Source organism: Neisseria sp. HMSC70E02 (genome assembly GCF_001838645.1).
In the GTDB taxonomy this organism is placed as follows: Bacteria; Pseudomonadota; Gammaproteobacteria; order Burkholderiales; family Neisseriaceae; genus Neisseria; species Neisseria macacae.
Genome location: NZ_KV838054.1, coordinates 333 through 9,855 on the forward strand (window position 1 = coordinate 333; position 9,523 = coordinate 9,855).

A 9,523-nucleotide genomic window follows, 5' to 3' on the forward strand; every position below is an offset into this window, starting at 1 on the left:
GCTTTATTGGCTCGGCAGTTGTCCGCCACATCATCCAAAATACCCAAGATTCCGTCGTCAATCTCGACAAATTAACTTACGCGGGCAATCTCGAATCACTGACCGACGTAGCCGAAAGTCCCCGTTACGCTTTTGAGCAAGTGGACATTTGCGATCGTGCCGAACTTGACCGCGTGTTTGCACAACACCAGCCCGATGCCGTGATGCACTTGGCAGCAGAAAGCCATGTTGACCGCTCTATCGATTCAGCAGGCGAGTTTATCCAAACCAACATCGTCGGCACGTTCAACCTGCTGGAAGCTGCGCGTGCCTATTGGCAGCAAATATCGCCTGAAAAACGCGAAGCTTTCCGTTTCCACCATATTTCCACCGATGAAGTCTATGGCGACTTGCACGGTACGGACGATTTATTTACCGAAACTACGCCCTACTCCCCGTCCAGCCCCTATTCCGCTTCCAAGGCGTCCAGCGACCATCTCGTGCGTGCATGGCTGCGCACTTACGGCCTGCCGACCATCGTAACCAACTGTTCGAACAACTACGGTCCGTACCACTTCCCTGAAAAACTCATTCCATTGATGATTCTGAACGCGCTCGACGGCAAGCCCCTGCCCGTGTACGGCGACGGGATGCAAATCCGCGACTGGCTGTTTGTCGAAGACCACGCCCGTGCGCTGTATCAGGTTGTTACCGAAGGCGTTGTTGGCGAAACCTACAATATCGGCGGGCACAATGAAAAAGCCAATATCGAAGTGGTCAAAACCATCTGCGCACTGCTGGAAGAACTCGTTCCCGAAAAACCAGCCGGTGTGGCGCGCTACGAAGATTTGATTACCTTCGTGCAAGACCGCCCCGGCCATGACGTACGCTACGCCATCGACGCCGCCAAAATCGGCAGGGAACTGGGCTGGAAACCGCAGGAAACGTTCGAATCCGGCATCCGCAAAACGGTGCAATGGTATTTGGACAACAAAACCTGGTGGCAAAATGTATTGAACGGCAGCTACCGTTTGGAACGTCTGGGCAAGCTGTAAACCATACCTGCCCTACATTGCAAACAACAGGCATCATCAAAAAAGGTATTTCCATGCATTCTCTGTCCCGCATAGTCTTATCGGCAACTTTGACCTCAGCCTTGTTCGTCTCTATGCCGGTTCTGGCAAAAGAAACGCGACATCATGCCACACAAACGACTGTTAAAAAGATGACAAAAGCCGATGGCAGCACTATTGAGCGGGCAGTTGTCATCATTGAAGACGACACTATGCGCGGCATTGGCGCCGAAAACCGCTGGATTGCAGAAAATATGCCGGGATACCGCAAAGTCGGACAAGCCCTGTTGCAGCAAAACGGCGGCGTCTATGACCGTATTGATGTGCAAAATGAAGCAGGCGACATCCGTTCCGTTTACTTCGATATCAAAAGCTTCTTCGGCATGGTAAATGGCAAGCCCCTTTAAAACCGAAGGTCGTCTGAAAACATTAGCCATGCACAAACTATGTTTTCAGACGACCTTAAAATCCATTTCACACATTTTGCTGATTTCAACAATCAGACCAACAAAGGACCCCCATGAAAGGCATCATCCTTGCCGGCGGCAGCGGCACGCGCCTCTACCCCATCACGCGCGGCGTATCCAAACAGCTCCTGCCCGTGTACGACAAACCCATGATCTACTATCCCCTGTCCGTATTAATGCTGGCAGGAATACGCGAAATCTTGGTCATTACCACCCCCGAAGACAATCCCTCTTTCAGACGACTACTCGGCGACGGCAGCGATTTCGGCATCTCCATCAGCTACGCCGAACAACCCAGCCCCGACGGCTTGGCGCAAGCATTCATCATCGGCGAAGAGTTTATCGGCAACGACAACGTCTGCTTGGTCTTGGGCGACAATATTTTCTACGGCCAATCGTTTACCCAAACCCTGAAACAAGCTGCCTCCAAAAAACACGGCGCCACCGTGTTCGGCTACCAAGTCAAAGACCCCGAACGTTTCGGCGTCGTCGAATTTGACGAAAACTTCAATGCCTTATCCATCGAAGAAAAACCGAAACAGCCCAAATCCGACTGGGCGGTAACAGGCTTATATTTCTACGACAACCGCGTCGTAGAATTTGCCAAACAAGTCAAACCGTCCGCGCGCGGCGAACTCGAAATCAGCACGCTCAACCAAATGTATCTTGACGACGGTTCATTATCCGTACAGCTTTTGGGGCGCGGCTTTGCATGGTTGGACACCGGTACGCACGAAAGCCTGCACGAAGCCGCCTCATTCGTCCAAACCGTGCAAAACATCCAAGACCTGCAAGTCGCCTGTCTCGAAGAAATCGCTTGGCGTAACGGCTGGCTTTCAGACGAGCGTTTGGAAGAACTCGCCCGCCCGATGGCAAAAAACCAATACGGTCAATATCTCTTACGCTTGTTGGCGAGCATAAACCGCTAAGCTCAAACCTATTGTATTCATAGCATCAAGCGTAGTTTTTCTTGATTCGTTCAAGTGGAATTGAAAATATGAAAATCATTGATACCACCATCCCCGAAGTCAAACTTTTAGAACCGCAAGTCTTCGGCGACGCGCGCGGCTTCTTCATGGAAACCTTCCGCGACGAATGGTTTAAGGCCAACGTCTGCGACCGCACCTTCGTGCAGGAAAACCATTCCAAATCAGGCAAAGGCGTATTGCGCGGTCTGCATTACCAAACCGAAAACACGCAAGGCAAACTCGTCCGCGTTGTTGTCGGCGAAGTATTTGACGTTGCCGTCGATATGCGTAAGGACTCGCCGACTTTCGGCAAATGGGCGGGCGAAATCCTGTCGGCTGAAAACAAACGCCAGCTTTGGGTACCCGAAGGTTTCGCACACGGCTTTTACGTTTTGAGCGATGAAGCCGAATTCGTTTACAAATGCACGGACTATTACAACCCGAAAGCCGAACATTCGCTGATTTGGAACGACCCGACCGTCGGCATCGAATGGCCGCTGCAAGGCGAACCCAACCTGTCGCCCAAAGACTTGGCAGGTAAAATCTTGGCAGAAGCCGCAACCTTTTAAGGTCGTCTGAAAACGATTGCAGGCGGTTATCCCATTTGCCCTTATGCGGCAGAATCAGGATAATGCGCCTGCATCGATTATTTTCAAACCCAAACGGCAAACACCATGAATTTTTACGATTTACTGATTTCTCCGTTCGCAGAGTTCGATTTCATGCGTTATGCGCTGGCATCGATATTCTGTCTGGCACTCAGTGCCGCACCTGTCGGCGTTTTCCTCGTGATGCGCCGTATGAGCCTGGTCGGAGACGCATTAAGTCATGCCGTTTTGCCCGGCGCCGCGATAGGTTATATTTTCGCCGGTTTGAGCCTGCCGGCAATGAGCATAGGCGGCTTTGTTGCCGGCATGCTGATGGCTCTTTTGGCAGGATTGGTCAGCCGTTTCACCACTTTGAAAGAGGATGCCAACTTTGCCGCATTTTATTTGAGCAGTCTGGCAATCGGCGTCATCTTGGTCAGCAAACAAAAGGACGGCAGCGTAGATTTACTGCATTTGCTGTTCGGTTCCGTCTTGGCAGTGGACATCCCTGCATTACAACTGATTGCCATCGCCGCCAGCATAACGATCACCGCTTTGGCAATCATCTACCGCCCCTTAGTCTTGGAAAGCATAGACCCTCTGTTCCTAAAAGCCGTCGGCGGGAAAGGCGGCTTTTGGCATGTTGTGTTTCTGGTGTTGGTGGTTATGAACTTGGTTGCCGGCTTTCAAGCACTCGGCACGCTGATGTCGGTCGGACTGATGATGTTGCCCGCCATTACCGCCCGCTTGTGGGCAAAAAATATGGGAATGTTGATTTTATTGTCAGTCTTGCTGGCACTCTTCTGCGGCTTTGCGGGCCTGCTGTTTTCGTATCACGTTGAAATACCGTCGGGTCCCGCCATTATTTTGTGTTGCGGCGTCTTATACACCCTGTCCGTCATCTTCGGCAGCGAAGGCGGCATAGTGACCAAATGGATACGCGGCAAAAAACACCGCACCGCTTGACGGCAAACCATACTCCCAAAACCAATCAAACCGTCAATCCATTGTTCCTGACCCGGTTTCATTGCCCAACTGAAACAAAAGGTCGTCTGAAAACCATCTCTTTGGTTTTCAGACGACCTTTTGTCATGAATCACACTCCACCGCCCTTATCCTCCGCTTACGGTAGAAAATTCGATTATTCCCGTCCCAGCCTTGAATTTCATGTAAAAAATAGTAATAATAAGCCCTTTTCCAGCAGACCATACTGCCCGACCAACCCCCCTCAAGAAAGCACGAAACATGGCGTTAATCGTACATAAATACGGCGGCACATCAGTAGGCTCGCCCGAACGCATTAAAAACGTAGCCAAACGTGTCGCCAAAGCCCGCGCCGAAGGACACGACATCGTTGTCGTCGTATCCGCCATGAGCGGCGAAACCAACCGCCTGGTTGCGCTAGCGCACGAAATGCAGGAGCATCCCGATCCGCGCGAGCTGGACGTAGTCTTGTCCACCGGCGAGCAAGTGACCATCGGCCTTTTGGCAATGGCATTGAAAGACATCGGCGTGGATGCCAAAAGCTACACCGGCTGGCAGGTCGCCCTCAAAACCGATACTTCCCACACCAAAGCCCGCATCGAAAGCATCGATGACGAAAAAATGCGCACCGACCTCGCCGAGGGCAAAGTCGTCATCGTCGCCGGCTTCCAAGGCATCAGCAGCGAAGGCGATATTTCCACACTCGGACGCGGCGGTTCCGACACCTCCGCCGTTGCGCTCGCCGCAGCCCTCAAAGCGGACGAATGCCAAATCTATACCGACGTAGACGGCGTTTACACCACCGACCCCCGCGTCGTACCTGAAGCGCGCCGCATGGATACGGTTACATTTGAAGAAATGATCGAACTGGCAAGCCTCGGTTCGAAAGTTTTGCAAATCCGTTCAGTAGAATTCGCCGGAAAATACAAAGTGCGCCTGCGCGTACTGAGCAGCCTGCAAGACGGCGGCAACGGCACCTTAATTACCTTTGAAGAGGACGACAACATGGAAAGAGCTGCCGTAACCGGTATCGCATTCGATAAAAACCAAGCCCGCATCAACGTGCGCGGCGTACCCGACAAACCCGGCGTCGCCTATCAGATTTTAGGCGCGGTTGCCGATGCCAATATCGAAGTCGACATGATCATCCAAAATGTCGGCAGCGAAGGCACTACCGATTTCTCCTTCACTGTACCGCGCGGCGAGTACAAACAAACCATCGAAATCCTGACCAAACTGCAAGACAGCATCGGCGCAGCCGCCATCGACGGCGACGACACCGTGTGCAAAGTCTCCGCAGTCGGCTTGGGCATGCGTTCGCACGTCGGCGTTGCCGCCAAAATCTTCCGCACCCTCGCTGAAGAAGGCATCAACATCCAAATGATTTCCACCTCAGAAATCAAAGTTTCCGTCTTGATTGACGAGAAATACATGGAACTCGCCACCCGCGTCCTGCATAAAGCGTTTGATTTGGGTTAATCGGGTTATATGCTTGGAAGGTCGTCTGAAATTTTATTTTCAGACGACCTTTTTTATGAGAAAACCGTAGGTTGGAATCTATATCCGATAATATTTTCTTAGCTGTTTCTAAAGCATTTCTTCTTTAAATTTTTATATCTATGTCCGGCAGTCAGGTTTGCTCCAAGGTCGTCTGAAAATAAGAAACCTTTTTTACCACCGTCGGACTAACAAATTATCAACACAATATTTAAGGAGCTTTATGACTGCTTTCATCCGTTTCGTTTCAGTGTTGCTGACCGCATCCGCATTGACTGTCAGCATAAGTGCCGCTGCCAAACCTGTTGCAGGAAAACGCGTCGCGGTGCAGTCTTCCAAAGGCAAGGTCATGCTGCCCGCCGATTATGCCAAAATGATCAACGACTTTCCCGAGCCTGATCCGAAACTGCTGGAGCCGATCCCTATTTCAAATGTGAAATCGCCATACGGACGGGCGGATTTGGTTAAATTTTTCGAAATCGTTTTACAGTCTCATTCGGAATTGATGACGGCACAAGATGAATTTAACCGAGCCGGAGAAAATTCGACACATTCTCCAGAATTTTTTGAAGCTGCAAAAAAGCTGGATGATGAGTGGAAAAAAGTTACCGGAAGATTTTTGGATGCTGATTTCCGCGATCCTGAAATTAAAGCAGTGGTTAACCGGAGGATCGAAATCAACATATTGGCAAATAAGGTTTTGGAATATTTGATAAAACATCAAAAAACCTTGATGGCTGAAGGAGAAAGAGACCCTGAAATAAACCGATTGGATGTAATGGCTTTTCTAGAAAAACGAAATAAAGCTCAAGAAGGAGTTAAGAAAAGCAATGCAGAAATATTGAAAGCCGTCCGTGCATTAAAGAAAAAATACTCCCTATAATCCCCCCAAAGGTCGTCTGAAAACGCTACCGAAGCCGTTTCAGACGACCTTTTTGCAAACTGATTGATAACATATTAAAACCATATCCCAAGCCTGCCGAAATATGCCATAATAGCCACGCAGCGCGCTTTTGCGCCGCATTCGAAAAGAAAAACCTAACCTACAAGAGAATATCCCATGACTAGCAAAGCCACCATTATCTACACCCATACCGACGAAGCCCCCGCGCTGGCGACCCAATCCCTGCTGCCGATTGTGCAGGCGTTTACCCGCCATGCCGGTATCGAAGTCAAAACCAGCGATATTTCCCTGTCCGGCCGCATTCTGGCGGCGTTCCCCGAATATCTGACCGAAGCGCAGCGCGTACCCGACGCGCTTGCCGAGTTGGGCGAACTGGTGAAACAGCCCGACGCCAACGTGATCAAACTGCCGAACATCAGCGCGTCCGTACCGCAACTGACCGCCGCGATTAAAGAATTGCAGGCAAAAGGCTTTGCCGTCCCCGACTATCCCGCCAATCCGCAAACCGACGAAGAAAAAGCCGTGCGCGAACGTTACGACCGCATCAAAGGCAGCGCGGTCAACCCCGTTTTGCGCGAAGGCAACTCCGACCGCCGCGCGCCCAAAGCAGTGAAAAACTTTGCGAAAAAAAATCCGCACAGCATGGGCGCATGGACCAAAGACTCCAAAACCCACGTTGCCACCATGCAAAGCGGCGACTTTTTCCATAACGAACAATCCGTTACCGTACCCGATGCGACTTCCGTATCCATCGTGTTCACCGACAAACAAGGCAACAAAAAAGAGCTGCGCGAGCCCGTCGCCCTGAAAGCCGGAGAAATTATCGACGCGACCGTGATGAGCAAAAAAGCCCTGATCGTCTTCCTTGCCGAGCAAGTAAAAGACGCGAAGGCAAAAGGCGTCTTGTTCTCGCTGCACATGAAAGCCACCATGATGAAAGTGTCCGACCCGATTATCTTCGGACACGCCGTCAAAGTGTTCTTCGCGCCCGTCTTTGAAAAATTCGGCGACAAACTGGCTGCCGCCGGCGTCAACGTCAACAACGGCTTCGGCAACCTGCTTGCCAATCTGGACAAACTGGATGCGGATACCCGCGCCGCCGTCGAAGCCGAAATCGCCGCCGTTTACGCCGCCAACCCCGATTTGGCGATGGTCGATTCCGACAAAGGCATCACCAACCTGCACGTTCCCAGCGACGTCATCGTCGATGCTTCCATGCCCGCGATGATCCGCAACTCCGGCCGCATGTGGGACAAAGACGGCAAAGCGCAAGACACCAAAGCCGTGATTCCCGACAGCAGCTACGCAGGCGTTTATCAAGCAACCATCGACTTCTGCCGCGAACACGGCGCGTTCGATCCGACAACCATGGGTACCGTTCCCAACGTCGGTCTGATGGCTCAGGCGGCCGAAGAATACGGTTCGCACAATAAAACCTTCGAAATCGAAGCTGACGGTCAAGTTCAAGTCATTGATGCAGCGGGAAAAGTCCTGATGCAGCACGACGTTGAAGCAGGCGACATCTGGCGTATGTGCCAAACCAAAGACGCGCCCGTCAAAGACTGGGTACAACTCGCCGTCAACCGCGCCCGCCTGAGCAACACGCCCGCCGTGTTCTGGCTCGACGAAAACCGTCCGCACGATAAAAGCCTGCTCGCCAAGGTTAAAGCCTACCTTGCCGAACTGGATACCGACGGCCTCGACATCCGCGTCCTCGCCCCCGAAGAAGCCGCCAAGTTCAGCTTGGGTCGTCTGAAAAACGGCGAAGACACCATTTCCGTAACCGGCAACGTCCTGCGCGATTATCTGACCGACCTGTTCCCGATTTTGGAACTCGGCACCAGCGCGAAAATGCTGTCCATCGTTCCTTTGATGAACGGCGGCGGTATGTTTGAAACCGGCGCGGGCGGCTCCGCACCGAAACACGTCCAACAGTTCCTCGAAGAAAACCACCTGCGTTGGGACTCGCTGGGCGAATTCCTCGCGCTCGCCGTATCGTTTGAACATCTGGCGCAAAAAACCGGTAATGCCAAAGCCCAAGTCCTCGCCGACACGCTGGATGCAGCCACCGAAAAACTGCTGTTGAACGACAAATCGCCCAAACGCAAAGCAGGCGAACTCGACAACCGCGGCAGCCATTTCTACCTCACCCTCTATTGGGCGCAAGAACTGGCGGCGCAGGATAAAGACGCGGAATTGAAAGCGGCATTTGCGCCGTTGGCCAAATCGTTGGCGGAAAACGAAGCCAAAATCGTTGCCGAGCTTTCCGCCGCACAAGGCAAAGCAGCCGACATCGGCGGCTACTACGCCCCCGACACCGCAAAAGCCGCCCAGGCCATGCGCCCGAGCGAAACGTTCAATCAGGCATTGGCAAAGCTGTAAAAGCATTACGGTAAAGTTGTAAACATGAAAGGTCGTCTGAAAACCTGTATTTAAAGGTTTTCAGACGACCTTTTTAATTAACTTTAAACCAGTACGGCGTTGCCTCGCCTTAGCTCAAAGAGAACGATTCTCTAAGGTGCTGAAGCACCAAGTGAATCGGTTCCGTACTATCTGTACTGTCTACGGCTTCATCGCCTTGTCCTGATTTAAATTTAATCCACTATAATCCGGCGCATTTGAAACAGTACAAAAAACTAAAGACCGTCCGAAAAACGGGCGGTCTTAGATATTGTGAGGAATTTCGGCATTATTCCTTAGCGTGCTTTCGGTGTAGTCGGTGCAACTGGTTTTCCAGTGAACGAAGCACGTTTTGCGGCTTGAAAGATAGCCAATCGTCTACGATGTTGCATCATTATTTCCTTTCTTTTTCTATTATTTGGATTATTCCCGGTTCTATAAACCGGATGCCCTATCTATACCATTTATTTTTTCAAATAAAATATAGTACAGTTATTGTGAGATGCTATGGAGGACATCATAAATGCTTTATCCGTTGATGAACAGAGGATTTTTGTAAATTTATGATTTTATTCTTTAATCGGAAAATAAAAACGGACTGACCTGATTTGCCACAGCCAGTCCGCCTTTATATAGTAGATTAACTTTAAACCAGTACGGCGTT

Annotated in this window: 8 protein-coding genes; all 8 read left to right on the plus strand. The window is 51.1% G+C overall.

Annotated features, from left to right (window positions below):
- Positions 1–1,034 (plus strand): dTDP-glucose 4,6-dehydratase (gene rfbB / locus HMPREF3277_RS00540; protein ID WP_070869718.1); only part of this gene is annotated, 1,034 nt, incomplete at its 5' end.
- A 170-nt stretch (positions 1,035–1,204) separates the two neighbouring features.
- The gene (locus tag HMPREF3277_RS00545; RefSeq protein ID WP_241033538.1) at positions 1,205–1,459 is read left to right on the plus strand and encodes an adenosylhomocysteinase; all 255 of its coding nucleotides are present in this window, start codon (positions 1,205–1,207) and stop codon (positions 1,457–1,459) included.
- A gap of 113 nt (positions 1,460–1,572) precedes the next feature.
- Positions 1,573–2,448, plus strand: coding sequence for a glucose-1-phosphate thymidylyltransferase RfbA (gene rfbA / locus HMPREF3277_RS00550; protein ID WP_070869719.1), 876 nt, complete (start codon positions 1,573–1,575; stop codon positions 2,446–2,448).
- A 68-nt stretch (positions 2,449–2,516) separates the two neighbouring features.
- The gene (rfbC, locus tag HMPREF3277_RS00555) at positions 2,517–3,056 is read left to right on the plus strand and encodes a dTDP-4-dehydrorhamnose 3,5-epimerase (RefSeq protein ID WP_003761465.1); all 540 of its coding nucleotides are present in this window, start codon (positions 2,517–2,519) and stop codon (positions 3,054–3,056) included.
- A gap of 105 nt (positions 3,057–3,161) precedes the next feature.
- On the plus strand, positions 3,162–4,040 hold the full coding sequence (locus HMPREF3277_RS00560; RefSeq protein ID WP_009311635.1) for a metal ABC transporter permease: 879 nt from the start codon (positions 3,162–3,164) through the stop codon (positions 4,038–4,040).
- Positions 4,041–4,319: 279 nt separating this feature from the next.
- Positions 4,320–5,537, plus strand: a complete 1,218-nt coding sequence (locus HMPREF3277_RS00565; RefSeq protein WP_070869720.1) for an aspartate kinase — start codon at positions 4,320–4,322, stop codon at positions 5,535–5,537.
- Positions 5,538–5,778: 241 nt separating this feature from the next.
- Positions 5,779–6,438 (plus strand): hypothetical protein, encoded by a 660-nt coding sequence (locus HMPREF3277_RS00570; RefSeq protein WP_070869721.1) that lies wholly within the window; start codon positions 5,779–5,781, stop codon positions 6,436–6,438.
- A gap of 177 nt (positions 6,439–6,615) precedes the next feature.
- Positions 6,616–8,841 (plus strand): NADP-dependent isocitrate dehydrogenase, encoded by a 2,226-nt coding sequence (locus HMPREF3277_RS00575; protein WP_070869722.1) that lies wholly within the window; start codon positions 6,616–6,618, stop codon positions 8,839–8,841.
- The last annotated feature ends 682 nt before the right edge of the window (positions 8,842–9,523 follow it).